The organism is Prochlorococcus sp. G4PB16, from assembly GCF_059772465.1.
In genome coordinates, this window is the sequence record NZ_CM186289.1 from 1,190,053 (window position 1) to 1,205,624 (window position 15,572).

13 protein-coding genes, 1 tRNA gene, 1 other RNA gene and 1 pseudogene are annotated in these 15,572 nt (G+C 36.2%); 6 read left to right on the forward strand and 10 right to left on the reverse strand.

Features of this window, described 5'->3' with window-relative positions; genetic code table 11:
* Positions 1-66: 66 nt before the first annotated feature.
* Entirely contained in the window at positions 67-774 is a 708-nt protein-coding gene (locus AC6EIZ_RS07015; RefSeq protein ID WP_498509963.1) for a biliverdin-producing heme oxygenase, read from the reverse strand.
* 80 nt (positions 775-854) lie between these two features.
* Between AC6EIZ_RS07015 and AC6EIZ_RS07020 the strand changes: the two genes are divergently transcribed.
* Positions 855-2,279, forward strand: a complete 1,425-nt coding sequence (locus tag AC6EIZ_RS07020) for an NADP-dependent isocitrate dehydrogenase (protein ID WP_498509965.1) — start codon at positions 855-857, stop codon at positions 2,277-2,279.
* Positions 2,280-2,307: 28 nt separating this feature from the next.
* Here the strand turns inward: AC6EIZ_RS07020 and AC6EIZ_RS07025 are convergent, their stop codons facing one another.
* From AC6EIZ_RS07025 to AC6EIZ_RS07045, 5 genes and pseudogenes are all read right to left on the reverse strand, one after another.
* Complete coding sequence (locus AC6EIZ_RS07025) at positions 2,308-3,660, reverse strand: four-carbon acid sugar kinase family protein (RefSeq protein ID WP_498509966.1); 1,353 nt, start codon at positions 3,658-3,660, stop codon at positions 2,308-2,310.
* Between the two features lie 28 nt (positions 3,661-3,688).
* Positions 3,689-4,873, reverse strand: a pseudogene (locus tag AC6EIZ_RS07030) (alpha-hydroxy acid oxidase).
* A gap of 145 nt (positions 4,874-5,018) precedes the next feature.
* Positions 5,019-5,876, reverse strand: a complete 858-nt coding sequence (locus AC6EIZ_RS07035) for an aldose epimerase family protein (protein WP_498509968.1) — start codon at positions 5,874-5,876, stop codon at positions 5,019-5,021.
* A 3-nt stretch (positions 5,877-5,879) separates the two neighbouring features.
* Positions 5,880-6,791, reverse strand: coding sequence for an alpha/beta fold hydrolase (locus tag AC6EIZ_RS07040; RefSeq protein ID WP_498509970.1), 912 nt, complete (start codon positions 6,789-6,791; stop codon positions 5,880-5,882).
* 116 nt (positions 6,792-6,907) lie between these two features.
* Entirely contained in the window at positions 6,908-8,281 is a 1,374-nt protein-coding gene (locus AC6EIZ_RS07045) for a cation:proton antiporter (RefSeq protein WP_498509972.1), read from the reverse strand.
* A gap of 164 nt (positions 8,282-8,445) precedes the next feature.
* Between AC6EIZ_RS07045 and AC6EIZ_RS07050 the strand changes: the two genes are divergently transcribed.
* Positions 8,446-10,965, forward strand: coding sequence for a glycogen/starch/alpha-glucan phosphorylase (locus AC6EIZ_RS07050; protein ID WP_498509974.1), 2,520 nt, complete (start codon positions 8,446-8,448; stop codon positions 10,963-10,965).
* Between the two features lie 4 nt (positions 10,966-10,969).
* On the opposite strand, the gene AC6EIZ_RS07055 is transcribed toward AC6EIZ_RS07050, so the two are convergent.
* The 3 genes from AC6EIZ_RS07055 to AC6EIZ_RS07065 all read right to left on the reverse strand — a co-directional run bounded on the left by AC6EIZ_RS07055 (position 10,970) and on the right by AC6EIZ_RS07065 (position 11,971).
* Entirely contained in the window at positions 10,970-11,422 is a 453-nt protein-coding gene (locus AC6EIZ_RS07055) for a DUF8661 family protein (RefSeq protein WP_498509976.1), read from the reverse strand.
* A gap of 37 nt (positions 11,423-11,459) precedes the next feature.
* On the reverse strand, positions 11,460-11,798 hold the full coding sequence (locus tag AC6EIZ_RS07060) for a DUF8670 family protein (RefSeq protein ID WP_498509977.1): 339 nt from the start codon (positions 11,796-11,798) through the stop codon (positions 11,460-11,462).
* A 99-nt stretch (positions 11,799-11,897) separates the two neighbouring features.
* Positions 11,898-11,971: transfer RNA gene (locus AC6EIZ_RS07065), tRNA-Arg, on the reverse strand.
* A gap of 35 nt (positions 11,972-12,006) precedes the next feature.
* Between AC6EIZ_RS07065 and rnpB the strand changes: the two genes are divergently transcribed.
* Together rnpB and rnc are read left to right on the forward strand one after the other, a co-directional pair.
* Positions 12,007-12,408, forward strand: an RNA gene (gene rnpB / locus AC6EIZ_RS07070) — RNase P RNA component class A.
* A gap of 74 nt (positions 12,409-12,482) precedes the next feature.
* Positions 12,483-13,226: a ribonuclease III gene (gene rnc, locus AC6EIZ_RS07075; protein ID WP_498509978.1), complete on the forward strand. Its 744-nt coding sequence runs from the start codon at positions 12,483-12,485 to the stop codon at positions 13,224-13,226.
* A 25-nt stretch (positions 13,227-13,251) separates the two neighbouring features.
* On the opposite strand, the gene AC6EIZ_RS07080 is transcribed toward rnc, so the two are convergent.
* Positions 13,252-13,437, reverse strand: coding sequence for an NAD(P)H dehydrogenase subunit NdhS (locus tag AC6EIZ_RS07080; protein WP_498509980.1), 186 nt, complete (start codon positions 13,435-13,437; stop codon positions 13,252-13,254).
* 45 nt (positions 13,438-13,482) lie between these two features.
* On the opposite strand from AC6EIZ_RS07080, the gene rimM reads away from it, so the two are divergent.
* Together rimM and AC6EIZ_RS07090 are read left to right on the forward strand one after the other, a co-directional pair.
* Entirely contained in the window at positions 13,483-14,013 is a 531-nt protein-coding gene (rimM, locus tag AC6EIZ_RS07085; protein WP_498509982.1) for a ribosome maturation factor RimM, read from the forward strand.
* 52 nt (positions 14,014-14,065) lie between these two features.
* Positions 14,066-15,523, forward strand: coding sequence for a mannose-1-phosphate guanylyltransferase/mannose-6-phosphate isomerase (locus AC6EIZ_RS07090; protein WP_498509984.1), 1,458 nt, complete (start codon positions 14,066-14,068; stop codon positions 15,521-15,523).
* The last annotated feature ends 49 nt before the right edge of the window (positions 15,524-15,572 follow it).

Here is a 15,572-nt window from a genome sequence, read left to right on the forward strand (position 1 = left end):
TATGAAACTATTCTAATAGATAATAAATATAAACAAAGGTGTAGTCTTGAGAAAAAATGAATTTCATTACTCGGTACTACCTTTTCGCTTTTTATTTGTAAAAAATCTAAATAAAACTTTTCCAATAGCAGAAATTAAATTTCCTTCCAATTCATTAAAAATTTCCATATTATATTTAAAAGATCGATTAGCTTCTTCAATAATTGAATCTGCCATCTTTTGATCTATAGGAAGATTATCTAAAGTATTTCGATACTTGATTTTAAATTCTTTTTCATCTCTAATTTGCTCAAAAATATAAAAGCGAAGTCCCTCATCACCAGATAAATTCATAGCTTTTTTAGTAATAGTTTTCAAAAGCTGCCCCCCAGACAAGTCACCTATATATCTGCTGTAATGATGCCCAATCAAAAGTTCAGGATTATCTTGAGCAATTTCTCTAATTCTTGCTTGATATTCGACGGCTGGTTTAGAGGGCTTTACCAATTCAGACCAGTTACTACCAAAGTAGAACGACAAATCTTGTTCCAATTTTTCCTTACGAAAAAGCTCTTTAAATCCAATTTGAGAAATTATCGGATGAGAGTTTTCACAAAGTTTTTCTATCTCTTCCTCCATCGCAGAGTAAACAAAATATAAATCAGCTAATAAATTTCTGTATGAGGACTTATCAACTACTCCCTTGAGAAAACAACTTATAAAACCTGTATTTTCAGCCATCGTATGAGACTTTTTAGTCCCTTCACGAAGTTGCCTAGCAAAGGCTACTGCCATGAGTTCAAAATCATTTAATCAAAACTTACCACTTAGACATAAGCTCAACATTAGATCTATTAATCGATGAAAAAAAAATTATGGCAAATTTTGAAAAGCTGATTGCTCCATCAGCAGGCCAAAGAATTACTTTTGTGGATGGAAACCCAGTAGTCCCAAACCATCCAATTATTCCATTTATAAGAGGTGATGGAACAGGCATTGATATTTGGCCTGCCACACAATTAGTAATCGATAAAGCTATTGAAAAAGCTTATGGAAAAAATCGATCCATTGAATGGTTCAAAATCTATGCAGGTGATGAAGCTTGCGACTTATATGGAACTTATCAATACTTACCAAACGATACTCTTGAGGCTATACGAACTTATGGGATAGCAATCAAAGGACCTTTAACCACGCCTGTAGGAGGTGGGATTAGATCTTTAAACGTATCTCTAAGACAGATTTTTGATTTATATTCATGCGTTAGACCTTGCAAATATTACGAAGGGACTCCAAGCCCTCATAAAAAGCCGCAAGATTTAGATGTAATTGTTTATCGAGAAAATACCGAAGATATTTATATGGGTATTGAATGGGAATCTGAGGATCCCGAATGCATCAAATTGATTGAACAACTCAATAATGAAATAATTCCAGCCAGCCAAAAACTAAAAAACAGAGAAATTCCTAGCGGAGCAGGAATTGGAATCAAACCGGTTAGCAAAAATGGTAGTCAAAGGCATATCAGACGAGCAATTAAGCATGCTCTCAACCTTAAGGGGAGCAAAAGACATGTGACCTTAGTTCATAAGGGAAACATCATGAAATTTACTGAAGGAGCTTTCAGAGATTGGGGATACGAATTAGCAACCACAGAATTCAGAAATGAATGCGTAACCGAGAGAGAAAGTTGGATTTTAGATAATTTAGCTAAAAATCCTCGCATCTCCTACGAGGAGAATGCTGAGTTGATTGAGCCAGGTTTTTCATCTTTAACAGAAGAGAAAAAGAAAGCTATTTGTGATGAGGTTTATTCAGTTCTAACAAATATTGGAACTAGTCATGGCAATGGGAAATGGAAGGATATGGTGATGGTTGATGACCGAATAGCAGATAGTATTTTTCAACAAATTCAAACTCGTCCTCAAGAGTATTCCATACTTGCCACTCTCAATCTAAATGGTGATTACATATCAGATGCGGCCGCAGCAATTGTTGGTGGGCTGGGTATGGCACCAGGAGCAAACATTGGAGATAGAGCAGCTATTTTCGAGGCCACCCATGGAACAGCTCCCAAACATGCAGGCTTGGACAGAATTAATCCAGGTTCAGTAATACTTAGTGGAGTCATGATGCTGGAATATTTAGGCTGGAATGAGGCAGCAAAATTCATTACAAATGGATTGAGCAAATCTATTTCAGATAAACAAGTTACATACGATCTAGCACGATTAATGGAGCCACGCGTAGAGCCTCTTAGTTGTAGTGATTTTGCGAAATCAATTATTGAAAGATTCTAACTAAATATTGTTTAGAGTCTTTCAATAATTAATAATTTGACTCCATCAATAGATAGGATTCTAGAAGTGTTTTCTCATTACCTAAATTACCTGGAAAAGTAACCACTGGTAAATTATAGTTATCAGAATTGCTTGTTACTATTGATAATCCTGGTAATATTTGGCCTTTTAAATTTACTTGGTTAAAATTCAAACCTTTTTGAATCAGAATTTGTGTTGTAATACCTCCTTTACTAATAATGTAACCCAACTTGTTAGTTTTTTTTCTAACTAGAATTGCCATAAACTCAGCTAGTTCCAGTCCAAAATTCATTCTTTTAGAGTACGAAGAAAACTTAATTTCTTCTCGAGTAGTATATATAACAGGTACTTTTTTTATCTTCAAAATATCATCTATTTTCGATAATAAAATCTCCTCCAGCTCTAAGATTTCCTGTTGACAATCTTCTAAAGAAAAAATATCAGCCAATTTCCTGACTGGTATTTCTAAACCTTCACAGGAATTATCTTTCAATAAAACCTCTAATTGATCTGTCGCTAATTTCACATGGGAGCCAACCATTATCAAACCTGGCTTGTATTCAAACTCATTATTTTTTAATTTTAAAGATACTAAATCTGCAGTATCTTTTGGGTTAGGTGGTAAATTAGATAAAGAATTAATAAAGCTTGCTGCTGTTCTGAAAAGAAATCTTTTTTCTTTAGAAACTACTTTAATCGCCCTAGCTATTGTTTCTAAATGTTGAGGTAATTTAGCATCTACAACTACTGAAATATTATCTTCTAATTTAGACAAAAATCCCAAAAGAGATTTAAAACCTTCTTCATTATTAAAAGCTATATCTAATTGTTTAATTTCAATGTGCAAGATGCTATCTGCCTGTATCTTGCCAAAACTTTTTTCTTCAATCCATTTAGCTAAATCACTAGTAGAAAATCCAAAAATATTGTCACGACCAAAGTCAGTACTGTGCACAGGTATTCCATTTAGATAATGAATACCGTTTTCAGTTGTTCTTCCTCCTTCCAGAAAAGCTGGAATATGAAATGTTGCATCAAATGGTCCTAATTCTTCCGCAAGAATTGCAGGTTCCAAAACACCATGACCACGTAATGTTGAATCACCTCTACTAATATAGAAATAATCATCTTTAGAATAACCTTTTCTTAAAAAAAACTTCTTAATAGATGAACATATTTCTCTGGTTTTTTTAACAGCTAAAACAGAAGATAAAGATCTTGTGTTCGCAAGTATAAATATCAAAGGCGAACCTTTTGCAAATGCTTTCTCTAGAGTTTGTTCATCCCAATTTAATAATAACGGGCATCCATAAACAGTTTGAGACCCAGTCGGATCATCATCAAAGATAATTATTTTCATAAAAAATTAATCTATTTTAATCAAATATTTATTCAAATCTCTCCCAACTGTCAGGAAATTGTATATAAGATCTGTTTAAATCGGCAATAGACCCACATCCTAATAGTTTCATAGTTCTAACTATATCTGTTCGAAGAATTTCTATAGCCCTTGCAACGCCTTTCCCTCCTGCAGCTGCAAGTCCATACGCATATGCTCTACCTATCAAAACTCCTTTCGCACCAAGACATAAAGCTTTAACGACATCACTACCCCTGCGAATTCCTCCATCTAGCAAAACATCTGTTTTCCCATCAACTGCAGCTAAAATTTCGGGCAAAACACGGATCGTGGGGGCAACACTATCAAGTTGCCTAGCTCCATGATTAGAAATAACTATCGCATCAGCTCCTAGCTCTGTCGCTTTTTTTGCATCATCACCGATATGTATACCCTTAACAATAATTTTTCCACCCCAAGCCTCGCGTATCCATTGAAGATCATCCCAAGTAACAACTGATTGTTCTAAAGCAGGACCAATTGCCGTGTATCCCATAGGGCCATCATCAAGTTGAACATTTGGAAAACTCATTAAGCCTCCATCACTTAACCATTGAGTCAACCAGCATGGTTTAACTAACATTTGAGGAATATATGGAAGCATCTCAAAAGGATTCCTCGATAAAAGCTGTTGGGTTCCTGATCGCATATCTCTTTCCCTTAAACCAGAAACGGGTGTATCAATAGTGACAACTATTGCTGAGAATCCTGCTTCTTTAGCTCTAGCAATTGTTTTTAACGCGACGTCTTTACCGCCCAGCAAATAAAGCTGATACCAAGCTGGCCCATTTGTAGCAGCTTTAACATCTTCTAATAAACAGCCTGAGAGAGTCGACAAAGTATATCATGTTCCAGCTTTCCCTGCTTCTTTAGCTGCAACCACTTCTCCCTGGGGATAAAACATTCTGCTACTCCCGACTGGTCCCAACAAGAAAGGAAGTTGGAATTTCTGATCTAAAACAGATATTCTAAGATCACACGATGGAACAGAGACTGCACATCTAGGTCTAAATAAAATTTCATTATATGCATTGCAATTCTGTGAAAGTGTTTGTTCTCTATCTGCACCACTATCTATATAGTTAAAAACCATTGCCGGTAGACGATTTTTCGCTCTAGACCTAAGATCATCAATATTAAGTACGCCTGGAGAGGAAACATCAGCTCCTAACATTATTCATCAAAAAATCATGAATAAAGAATCTATAATATATTGATCATAGATGCAAAAACAAAAAAATATTGAAATATTTGTCATAGAAAAATCTATAAATTAGATCAAATTAGTTACAAACTATACTCCTCTAAAACTTAAATAACTAAAAAGAATCATGCTTAAAAGTGGTAGATAGTTCTATATATTCTTCTGGCTTGATTTCAAGTTTTCTATCTCCAGTGACCAGTGCATTCCTTGGGCTTGTCCAAGGCTCAAAACAAACCATTTGTCTAGGAGGATCAGTCCAAATTACAGTTGTATCCATTGGCTCTTGATGAATTAATTCAATTAAGTTCCTAGATAAATAATCGAAAAGTTTAACCGAACAAGAAGGGTATGAAAGGAAATCCACTCCTTTATCTAAAATTCTAATCTGATCAGAAACATTAGTAACTTTCATATTAGTCTGATCAATACATTTTTTTGGTAAGCCATCTATTTTTATTTTTTGTAAATTTGAAATCTGAAAATATGGATGAAGGCCGAAACTAAAGGGCATAGAATCATGACCGTGATTATAAATTTCAACGGATATTTGAAGACTTTTTTCTTTTAGGTAAACATCCATCAAAAGAGTAAAGAAAAAAGGAAAATAAAGACGAGATTCGTCAGTGTCAGTAAGTTTTAGCCTTATTCCTAATTTATCTTTTAACAGACATATTGACCAAGGTAAATCTCTTGCAAAACCATGTTGTTTTAAAAAATACTTCTTACCAGATACTGAATAGCCCTCAGATAAATCACCGCATATTGGGAAAAGGATTGGTATGCCACCTCTAACACTCTTATTTTGATCTAGAAAACGCTCTAAATCAAAGTACAAAAGTTCTTTCCCTTTGCTTCTCCATTCAGTAATCAAACCTCCTCTCTCAGGAACAACTTTTATTAATGAATCAAATTTAGAATTTGAATATTCCCAGTGAGGATAAGGATTGATCTTTTTTTCAAAACTTACGGTCATCGATTAAAGCTGATTAATCCATTCTAAGAGAGCAGAATTAACCTGATCAGGAACTTCATCATGTGGACAATGTCCAGCGTCTAAAACAACTTCTTTTGTATTTTCAGGAGTATGTTTTTTATAAGTAGCTCTTTTGCCAGGGGCATTCATCCAAGGATCTCTATTGCCCCAGATCAACAACAATGGTGACTTCAACTGAGCAAATAACTCATCAAGTGGTCTTCCCTGAGGTCCTGCTGGATCAAAAACACTTTTGAAGACATTAAAGGCTCCCGCGTCCAAAGATGGTTTTCGGATTGCCTCTACTAGTTCCTCATCAACGTTTGATGTATCAATATAAACTTGATTTAAAGTACGTTTAATTGTTGAAGGCTGTCTAAGGTTTTCAAAAATTAATCTTTGTAGTAGAGCATTTTTGAGAAAGATACCAGCAACAGTTTTTCTAGCTGTTGCCCAAAATCCTGTAGTTGTTTTTTTGTCTTCACTGAAATAACCAGCAGCATTTAATAAAACCACACCCGCTGCTTCAGAACCCAATGCAGCACCACTTGCAAGTGCGGCGTATCCCCCTAAAGAGTTACCTACAAGTATTGTTGGTCTTCCAATATTTTCTTTAACATAAGCAACTATTTGATCTTTCCAAAGTGGGCCTCCATAAGCAAGGCCACTAGGTTTAGAGCTTTTACCAAAGCCAAGCAGATCTAAAGCGTGAACTTCATACTGCTTTCCTAGAACTGGTAAGTTATGCCTCCAATGCGTAGTAGAGGCACCAAAGCCATGAATTAAAAGAATTGCTGGACCTTTCTCTTCAATGGTTTTGCTTTTATGAGCTTCAGGTAGAACGCTCAAACTGTGAACAGAATGACCTAAGAATTTCCAATCAGAAAGATTTGTTTCTGCAACTGAGGAAACCATTTAAGAAGGAATTGACGCTTGTAGATCTTAGTAAATCACTGATAGAAAAAAATTAGGGATTTTATTTCTTTTTTTCGAAATTTCCTCACCTTTTTGAAAGGAGTTTTCGATGATTCCTAAACTAATCCAACTGGATCAGCTGCAATCTCATCAGGAATAGAATTACCTCCTGAGGGAGGTTTATCTTTCAAAACAACTCTAAGAAGAACAGGAGCCAAAAATGTTGTTCCAATAACCATCAATAATATTGCAGCCTCAAGGGAAGGAGTAAGCAAACTAGCACTTGTTCCCAATCCAAGGAAAATCAATCCAACTTCACCTCGAGGCATCATTCCCAAGCCAACTACTAATCTGTTTGTTGGCTTATCAATGACAAAGCACCAACCAGCAGCAATTTTCCCAACAATTGCAACAATAAACAAGAAACCAGCCACAATTAGAGCAGAGCGACTCTGTGGATCAAGAGGATTTATTACAGAAAGATCCATACCTGCTCCTACAAGCACGAAGAAAATAGTTGCGAATAGCGATACCAATGGCAAAACAGATTGTTGAATTGCATGATTATTTTTTGAACTACTTAGTATTAATCCAGCGGCAAAAGCACCCAGAGCAGCTTCTAAACCTATAGCAGTAGCAACAAAACAGCTTAAAACTAGTATCACGAAAGAAGCCACAACTACAGCTCCAGGCGCTTTCAGTCTTTCAAGCAACCAATCAAAGGCAGGAGCTGCTGTTCGACTCAAAGCAATTGCAGCAAATACAAAAACAGTTGCAGCTAGTACTAATTTGACAATGGGAGCAATTTCCAATGATCCTCCCGTTGCTAGAGCTACTACAACTGCAAGAATAACAATTCCAAGAATGTCATCTAATACAGCTGCGCCAATAACAATTTGACCCTCACGAGTTTTTAAATAACCAAGCTCACCAAAAACACTTGCTGTAATTCCTATACTGGTCGCGGTCATCGATGCACCAGCAAATATCGCAGGGATGATATCTACTTGGAAAATAAACATTAATCCAAAAGTTCCAAAAGCAAATGGCAAAATCACGCCTGCCATGGCAACAGTGAAAGCTTGTGCTCCAACTGCTACGAGTTCCTCTAATTCACTTTCCAGACCAGTTAGAAATAACAACGCATATAGTCCTAAAGTTGCTACGGCTTGCAATGATGGAAAAGTTTCAAAATAAATATCCGGGACTGCTTCCTTGGGGACTGAAGCAAGTGTGCTAATAACAGAAACAAAACCTTGATTTAATTCAGCATGAGCGCTTGGCGGTAATAAAAGATGTAATCCTGAAGCACCAATTAAAACTCCCGCAAGAAGTTCGCCGACAATTGTAGGCAAACTGAGGCGAACTAAAATTTCAGCCAAAGTCCTTGCTGCAACAAAGATCATTAAGAAATTAATGACCCCTATAAGTGTCTCTGCGACCTCAACATCATGCGTATTTAGGGCTGAGACTAAAGGAGTTAATACCATCAGGTTTTTTAAAAAAGCCTTTTCTTTAAGACATAAATTACCTAATCACAGGGCATATTTGGCAGAAGTATCAAAGGTGACTTAATTAATAAGGTGTGGATCTGAAGTTACTAACTGATTACTAAGGCTTTATTGGCTAGCGTCCAGAAACAGTTGATGCCTTTATGAGCAGCTCCCAGTCAATAGACCTGCGTCTGCCGACCCCAGGATGCTATGCGGATCCTGTTCGGGCTGGCATGGATGCTGATGCAGTCTTCGATGGAATGACTGAGCATCTCTTTTTCACTCTTGGCAAACTAGCTACATCGGCAAGTCTTAGAGATCTCTATATGGCATTGAGCTTTGCTGTGAGAGATAGATTGATGAGTAGATACTTGACAAGTCAAGAGACAATCCGAGCAAGACCTCAAAAAACAGTTGCATATCTTTCAGCTGAATTCCTAATCGGACCTCAACTAAATAATAATTTATTAAACCTAGGAATCAAAAAAGAAGCAGAAGAAGCTCTTAAAAGGTTTGGCATTGATTCTTTAAATGACATCTTAGAAGTAGAGGAAGAACCTGGTCTTGGGAATGGAGGATTAGGGAGACTTGCGGCTTGCTATATGGAATCACTTGCAAGTCTTCAGGTCCCTGCAGTGGGATACGGAATAAGATATGAATTTGGTATTTTCAACCAACTAATAAGAGATGGTTGGCAAGTAGAAGTTACTGATAAATGGCTCAAAGGTGGTTGGCCCTGGGAATTACCCCAACCAGATGAAGCTTGCCTTGTAGGTTTTGGCGGTCAAACTGAGAGCTACACGGATGACAATGGGAACTATCGCTCAAGATGGATTCCCAGCGAACACGCGATAGGTGTGCCACATGATGTGCCTGTGCTTGGTTATCGAGTAAACAGCTGCGATAGATTGAGACTATGGAGAGCTGATGCAACCGAAAGTTTTGATTTCTACGCTTTTAACATTGGTGATTATTACGGTGCTGTTGAAGAGAAAGTAGCATCAGAAACTCTTTCAAAAGTTCTATACCCCAATGATGGAACTGACGAAGGAAGAAGATTACGTTTAAAGCAACAACACTTTTTTGTGAGTTGTTCCTTGCAGGATATGCTTCGAAGTTTAGAAAAGCGTTCAATAGCTGTTGAGGAATTCCCAAATCACTGGACAGTTCAACTGAATGACACGCATCCTGCAATTGCAGTTGCTGAGTTAATGAGACTCTTAATCGATCAACATAGATTGGATTGGGATAAAGCCTGGGAAATTACTAATAGATCCGTAGCCTATACAAATCACACTTTGTTGCCTGAAGCTCTCGAGAAATGGGACCTTGGTCTGTTTAAAAACTTATTACCTAGACATCTAGAACTTATCTATGAAATAAACAGAAGGTTTTTACAACAAGTAAGACTTAAGTATCCTGGCAATGACTCAATTTTGAGAAAGCTTTCAATTATTGATGAAGAAGGTGGTAAAGCTATTCGTATGGCACATCTAGCAACAATTGGAGCACATCATGTCAATGGAGTAGCTGCGCTTCATTCTGATTTAATCAAGAGACAACTTCTACCTGAATTTGCAGAACTCTGGCCTGAAAAATTCACTAACGTCACTAATGGTGTGACTCCACGTAGGTGGGTTGCTTTAGCAAATCCTGAACTTTCTAAACTTCTTGACAAAGAAATTGGTCCCAATTGGATTACGAATATGGACCTACTACTTGAATTAGAAAAAAAAGAAAAAGACCCTAATTTTTTAGATCTTTTTGCATCTGCGAAATTATCTGGTAAAAGGAAACTCGCTGGCTACATACATAGACAAACTGGTGTTCTGGTAGATCCCTCAAGTTTGTTTGATGTTCAAGTTAAAAGAATTCACCAATATAAACGACAGCATTTAAATGCTTTGCAAGTCATTGCACAATATCTAAGAATTAAAAACGGAATCACAAAAAACATTGCACCTCGTACGGTCATTTTTGGTGGTAAAGCTGCGCCAGGTTATTTCATGGCAAAGTTAATGATTAGATTTATCAATGGTATAGCAGATGTAGTTAATGCAGATCCTGATATGGATGGATTGCTAAGGGTAGTTTTTCTTCCGGACTATAATGTAAAACTAGGTGAGCAAGTTTATCCAGCTACTGATCTTTCTGAGCAAATTTCAACTGCTGGTAAAGAGGCTTCAGGAACTGGAAATATGAAATTTGCAATGAATGGTGCATTAACAATTGGAACCCTTGATGGAGCGAATGTAGAAATAAGAGACAGAGTAGGATCAGAAAATTTCTTTTTATTTGGAAAGACAGAATCAGAAATAATGGAATTAAGAGATCGAGGGTATAGCCCCAATGGCTTTATTTCAAAATCAACCGAACTACAAGAAACTCTTAAATTAATAGAAGTTGGGCATTTTAGTAACGGAGATAGTGAGCTATTTAGACCAATAATAAATATTTTGACAGGAAATGATCCTTTCTTTGTTATGGCAGATTTTGATGATTACCTTCGTGCACAAGATGATGTGAGTAAAGCATGGAAAAATAGTCAAGAGTGGAACCGTATGGCATTATTAAATACGGCAAGATCAGGCTTTTTCTCATCAGACAGATCAATTAGAGAATATTGTCAATCAATCTGGAAAGTTAAACCATTACCAGTAGAAATAAGTTGCGAAAAATAAAGATCTATTTATCAGGTAAGTCTGGGGTTTGATGTAATAATCTATTCAGCCTTAATCGATCAACATTTAATGGATCGGGAGCTAATTCGCCAGAAACCTCTCGAAATTTATCCTCAACTTCTTCAGGAACTTTAACATCAAATATTCTTTCCATAAGAGCTTCAATAGAATACAAATGAGCATTAATATTTTCCAGATCAGATATTACTTGTGTAATAGATTTTTCTTTTTTTTCAATAGTTCCATTTTTTAAATTCTCATCAGCTTGATTAGATGAATTTGAATTAACTTGCCTCTGCAAATCTTCTAAAACTCTTCCACATAAAGTTCTAAAAGATTGAAGCGAAGCCCAACTGATCTCTTGCTGTTGACGCAGAGTGGGGAACTCTCTAATTAAACGATCATGCTCCCTATAAAATCTGAGGCAATCGGGACATTGGCATGGTTCTTCAGGCACCTGCTTAAAGGCAGCTTAAAAACCATCATTGCATTAATTAGGCCGTCATAGGAGGCTCACCATTAAATAAATCTTCTCCAGAATCTTTACTGTCCAAATCAGAGCTCTCAGGAAGGGGTATTTCAATGCTAGTAACTACTTGAATAACATCACGCAATCTCATTGAGTCTGCGAACCATCCCATTGCTTGCTCTGTATCACCTCTTCCCTCCGCATCATTAGCTTGATCTTCATGTGCTTCAGCTAGAAGTGTTAACCAACATAAACATCTAGCTTGAACAATTGATAGATCTAAATCACTTGGTTGTGAATTAGTTATGTGCTCACTTTCCTGTTGAACAAGTAATCGCAAGCGAAGATCGTGAAGCTGGGCCATCTTGACTGTTTCACTACACCAACGCTAGCGAGAGAGTAGCAATTGTGCACATCCACTACATATGGGACTTAATTATTTTTGTTTTGCTTCCTTTTTGCACGGGGCTGGCGGGACTCGAACCCACGACCTACGGTTTAGGAAACCGTCGCTCTATCCAACTGAGCTACAGCCCCCTGAAATTAATTATGCCTTGAGGCATGATGGAGTTGAAAGCAGGGGAGGTAATCACAATTGATATTCAGCAAATGCTGAAGAATTCAATTGAGGAAAGTCCGGGCTCCTATGTGGCCAGGCTTGCTGGGTAATTCCCAGTGCGGGTGACCGTGAGGATAGTGCCACAGAAATACACCGCCTAATGCTTCATGGGGAAATCCCAACATGCATGGCAAGGGTGCAAAGGTGCGGTAAGAGCGCACCAGCAGCATCGAGAGGTGCTGGCTAGGTAAACCCCGGCTAGGAGCAAGGCGAGGGACACTGGAGGCCACAGGCCATGCCCCTAATTAGAGCCGCTTGAGGCTGTCGGCAACGATAGTCCCAGATAGATGATTACCCATTTACTTTCTAACAAAAGAAAAATGAACAGAACCCGGCTTACGACCTGCTTTCACTTTATTAATTTTACGAAGAGAGATTAGACTGAAAATCTTATTACTTAATCAATTAAAGTATACCTTTGCAATAATTATGAATATCTCCAGTAAACGAGTAGAAGAAATATTAAAATTCATTAACGGTCTGAATTTAGATAAAAAATATCAAAAAGAATTTACTAATGAAAAAATAGAAAATCTTTTATATATCAATGAAGCACTAACTCATAGTTCAGCAAATAGTGAGATAAATTATGAGAAACTAGAATTTCTCGGAGATGCAGTTCTAAGATTAATTGCATCAGATTTTATAAAGAGTAAATATCAATACATGAAAGTTGGAGAAAGGTCTGAACTGCGTTCACATCTTGTAAGTGATCAATGGCTAGCACAAGTTGGCAACGCAATTAAAATCAAAAGTGTATTAATTATTGGGGAAAAAGCACTTAATGACAAATCAGCTAAAACAACCATTCAAGCAGAGGCAACTGAGGCATTAATAGGAGCTTTGTATGAAAGTCTGACTAATTTAGAACCTATAAAAAATTGGCTTATTCCATTCTGGGATGATAAGAGCAAAGAAATTTTATCGGATCCATATAGAAAAAACTACAAATCAGCACTTCAGGAATTAACTCAAAGTAAAGGCTTATTACTTCCCATATACAAAACAATTGAGATTGATACTAGGCATGACAATCCAAAAAGATTTTTTTGTACTGTTCTTATCAAAAATCAATCAGTAGCTGAAGGTTGGGGAAAGTCAATGAAACAAGCAGAAAAAAATGCAGCACGTAAAGCTTTGAATTCTTTAGATAAAAATTCTATTGATCTGTAAAAAATTGGTTTTGAAAAATTTTTAATTAATTTTTCATCAGATCTTTTAAAGGAAGTGTAAGTAATTTATCCCAATTGCCTCCTTCAAAAAGCACTGCAGCTTTATCACCACTTATTCTTTGAACAAACCCTTCATAACCATTGTAAATTGACTCTTGGTTATTAACAGTTACGGTTGTTCCAGGGAGAATAGGATCTTGTGTATCAGTCATAATTAACATGTTCAAATAAAATTTAAAAAAAGTCTACTCATAAAAATGATCGAAAAAGAGAAGTGGATGTCAATAGGTGAAATTGTTGCTCCCCAGGGTTTAAGAGGAGATATTAGAATTAAACCCAGCAGTGACTTTCCTGAAAGATTTACAAAACCAGGAAAACGATGGATTCAAAAAAACAATGAAGCGCCCACTGAAATCAAATTAAAAAAAGGAAAGTTGATTCCAGGTAAATCAGTCTATGTTCTATCTATCGAGGGAGTATCTAATCGGAGTTCTGCAGAGGAAATCATTGGTTGGAAATTTGTCATACCAGTTGATAGCAGACCAAGATTGAGTAAAGATGAGTACCATTACTTTGATTTAATTGGTTTAGAAGCAAGAAGAGGAACCAAAAAAACTCTAATTGGTTATGTAACTGACTTAATCAAGGGGGGGAATGACCTTCTAGAGATAGAGTTAGTAGAAGGTAAAAAAGTTTTGGTACCTTTTGTTAAAGAAATTGTCCCAGAAATAGAAATCAAAGAAAAATGGCTGCTAATCAATCCACCCCCTGGCTTATTGGAACTCTAATAATCATTCAGGCTTGTAATCAGAACACCAAAAATGGATTATCCAGTTTTTTATGGAAATAACTGATAAATCGATAATTCCTGTAATTCTCAGCGGTGGATCAGGAACAAGACTTTGGCCACTTTCTAGAGAAAGTTATCCGAAACAATTTCTAGCATTAGATTCAAGAACAAAGAAAACTCTTTTGCAGAAAACTTATGAAAGGCTTCTAGGTTTAGAGGGACTTGAAAATCCAATATTAATATGTAATGAAGATCATAGATTTATAGTTGCTGAGCAATTTAGAGAGATCAATACTGATCCTCAAGCAATTATTCTGGAGCCCGTAGGACGTAATACTGCTCCAGCAATCGCAGTTGCTGCTCTTCAGGCAATTTCTTTAGGAAAAGATCCTTTACTGTTAATTTTGGCAGCTGATCACTTGATAGAAGATATAGTTGAATTTCAAAAAGTAATTCATTCAGCAAAAGCACATGCAAACAATGGGAGACTAGTGACTTTTGGTATCGTTCCAACATGCGCAGAGACTGGTTATGGTTACATTGAGGCAAAAGAATTTCCTACTGAAGAAGATCAAATAACTGGTTTAGAAATAAATAAATTCATAGAAAAACCTAGTAAAGATATAGCTGAGAAATTAATCAAAGATTCTCGCTATACTTGGAATAGTGGTATGTTTCTTTTTAAAGCGAGTGCAATAATAGATGAATTAGAAAAATTCTCTCCAGAAATAATCAAGTATTGCAAAATTGCTATTGAAAAAGACATAGAAGATCTTGATTTTCTACGTTTAGAAGCAAATTCATTCAAGAAATGTCCAAAAATATCTTTAGATATTGCAGTGATGGAAAAAACAAAATTAGGAACCGTTCTTCCTTTAAATGCTGGATGGAGTGACATAGGAAGTTGGAAGTCTTTATGGGATATTAGTCAAAAAAATAATGATGGAAACTATATAAATGGCAGAGTAATAGTTGAAAAAAGTAAAAACTGTTATTTCAAAAGTGATCAACGTCTAATTGTAGGAATAGGAATAGAAAATCTAATAGTTGTAGATACAAATGATGCTATATTAGTATCTAATAGAGATCAATCTCAAAACATTGGTAATATAGTAAAAAGTCTCAGTTCAAAAGACTTTCCAGAAGGTAAAATGCATAGAAGAATCTATAGACCTTGGGGCAATTACACTACAATAGTTGAGGGGAATAGATGGCTAGTGAAGCTAATAGAAGTAAAGCCAAATGCTTCTCTTTCTTTACAAATGCATCATCATAGAGCTGAGCATTGGGTTGTAGTGAATGGAACTGCTTTAATAGAAAAAAATGGAGAAAAACAGCTTTTAAGTGAAAATGAAAGTACATTTATCCCTCTGGGTTGCAAGCATAGATTAAGCAATCCAGGAAGAATGAAACTTGAGCTTATTGAAGTTCAAAGCGGAACTTATTTAGATGAAGAAGATATCATTCGTTTTGAAGATTCATATGGCAGAATAAAAAACATTAGTTAAAAAAAGCTATCGTTTTTTATTAAAAGCTGCTTGAAATTTATTAGAAAAA

Coding starts and splice junctions, on each gene's coding strand:
- AC6EIZ_RS07020 (WP_498509965.1), top strand. CDS start 855: ATGGCAAATTTTGAAAAGCTGATTGCTCCATCAGCAGGCCAAAGAATT.
- AC6EIZ_RS07090 (WP_498509984.1), top strand. CDS start 14,066: ATGGAAATAACTGATAAATCGATAATTCCTGTAATTCTCAGCGGTGGA.
- rimM (WP_498509982.1), top strand. CDS start 13,483: ATGATCGAAAAAGAGAAGTGGATGTCAATAGGTGAAATTGTTGCTCCC.
- AC6EIZ_RS07015 (WP_498509963.1), bottom strand. CDS start 774: ATGGCAGTAGCCTTTGCTAGGCAACTTCGTGAAGGGACTAAAAAGTCT.
- AC6EIZ_RS07060 (WP_498509977.1), bottom strand. CDS start 11,798: ATGGCCCAGCTTCACGATCTTCGCTTGCGATTACTTGTTCAACAGGAA.
- AC6EIZ_RS07045 (WP_498509972.1), bottom strand. CDS start 8,281: ATGGTATTAACTCCTTTAGTCTCAGCCCTAAATACGCATGATGTTGAG.
- AC6EIZ_RS07035 (WP_498509968.1), bottom strand. CDS start 5,876: ATGACCGTAAGTTTTGAAAAAAAGATCAATCCTTATCCTCACTGGGAA.
- AC6EIZ_RS07080 (WP_498509980.1), bottom strand. CDS start 13,437: ATGACTGATACACAAGATCCTATTCTCCCTGGAACAACCGTAACTGTT.
- AC6EIZ_RS07040 (WP_498509970.1), bottom strand. CDS start 6,791: ATGGTTTCCTCAGTTGCAGAAACAAATCTTTCTGATTGGAAATTCTTA.
- AC6EIZ_RS07025 (WP_498509966.1), bottom strand. CDS start 3,660: ATGAAAATAATTATCTTTGATGATGATCCGACTGGGTCTCAAACTGTT.
- AC6EIZ_RS07050 (WP_498509974.1), top strand. CDS start 8,446: ATGAGCAGCTCCCAGTCAATAGACCTGCGTCTGCCGACCCCAGGATGC.
- rnc (WP_498509978.1), top strand. CDS start 12,483: ATGAATATCTCCAGTAAACGAGTAGAAGAAATATTAAAATTCATTAAC.